Below are 1,325 nucleotides of genomic sequence, written 5' to 3' on the forward strand. Positions count from 1 at the left end.
CAAACCGGGCCCCGGCGGCACCGGCCACGCCCATTGACCGGCCATGCAGGCACTCTTTTTGCTATTAATTTAATAGCAATATGCCTTAGAAGAATATGCACTGGAGCCGTTTTTTACTTGAAACCCGGGTGGACACCCCCACCCACCGAAAGGACCCTGCCATGCCCCTGACCCCTCCCGCCGCTGGCGGCACCCCGACCCCGCTGGCCGCGCGCCGCCGCGCCCTGCACGGCATCGCCGCCTGGGGCGCTGCCGCCGCCCTGCCCTGGCCGGCCTTCGCGGCCGGCCCGCAACCCACCGCCATCGAGGTCTGGAAGGACCCCAGCTGCGGCTGCTGCCAGGACTGGGTGGACCACATGCAGGCCAACGGCTTTCGCGCCACGGTGCATGAGACCGGCAACGCCGCCGTGCGCAGCCGCCTGGGCCTGCCGCAAAAGCTGGGCTCGTGCCACACGGCACTCGTCGGCGGCTACCTCATCGAGGGCCATGTGCCGGCCGCGGACGTGCAGCGCCTGCTGCGCGAAAAGCCCAAGGCCCTGGGCCTGGCCGTGCCCGGCATGCCGGTGGGCTCGCCGGGCATGGACGGCGCGATCTACGGCGGGCGCAAGGACGCCTATGACGTGCTGCTGGTGGCGCACGGCGGCGCCAGCACCCGCGTTTTCAGCCACTACCCGCCATCCAAGGAGCCCGCATGACCCGCCGCCCCTCCACCCCGGGCCGTGCCGCCCTTTCCCCTTTCATCGCCTTCATCGCCGCCATCGCCGTCTTTGCCCTGGCGGGCACGGTCCCCGCGCAGGCGTCATCGCACGGCCAGGCCGGGCACGGTGGACACGATGGACATGCCGGCCACACCGCCGCGGCAGCCGCCCCGTCCGAAGCGGCGTCCGCTGCGGCCACCGCCACCGCGGTGGACGCCGAACTGTCCCAGGGCGAGGTCGTGCGCTGGGATCCGTCAGCCGCCCGGCTCACGCTGCGCCACGGCGAACTGAAGAACCTCGCCATGCCGCCCATGACCATGGTGTTCCGCCTGCAGGACCCGGCGCCGGACCTGCCGCTCGCGCCCGGCACGCCGGTGCGCTTCCATGCCGAGAGCCAGCGCGGCGCGCTCGTCATCACCCGCATCGAGGCGGCCCGCTGAAGGCCGCCGGCGCGGCGCCATAATCGCCGCCCATATGACCGCAGCAACCCGTTCGGCCAGCGACGCTGGCAGCATCACCCGCGTGGCGGGCATCGAGGTCGGCCACTACACCGACGCCCGCCGCCCCACGGGCTGCACCGCCATCCTCGCGCGCGAGGGCGTCCGTGGGCGGCGTCGACGTGCGCGG

2 protein-coding genes and 1 pseudogene are annotated in these 1,325 nt (G+C 72.5%); all 3 read left to right on the forward strand.

The window, feature by feature from the left end; genetic code table 11:
• Positions 1-161 precede the first annotated feature (161 nt).
• Entirely contained in the window at positions 162-695 is a 534-nt protein-coding gene (locus AC27IO_RS24275) for a DUF411 domain-containing protein (RefSeq protein ID WP_498741220.1), read from the forward strand.
• Positions 692-1,138 carry a copper-binding protein gene (locus tag AC27IO_RS24280; protein ID WP_284431478.1) on the forward strand — a complete coding sequence of 149 codons (447 nt, stop codon included), beginning with the start codon at positions 692-694 and terminating at the stop codon, positions 1,136-1,138. Before AC27IO_RS24275 ends, AC27IO_RS24280 begins: the two co-directional genes overlap by 4 nt.
• Positions 1,139-1,172: 34 nt before the next feature.
• Positions 1,173-1,325, forward strand: a pseudogene (locus AC27IO_RS24285) (P1 family peptidase); the annotation flags it as partial.

The sequence above is a fragment of the Acidovorax sp. KNOB132 genome (assembly GCF_057541515.1).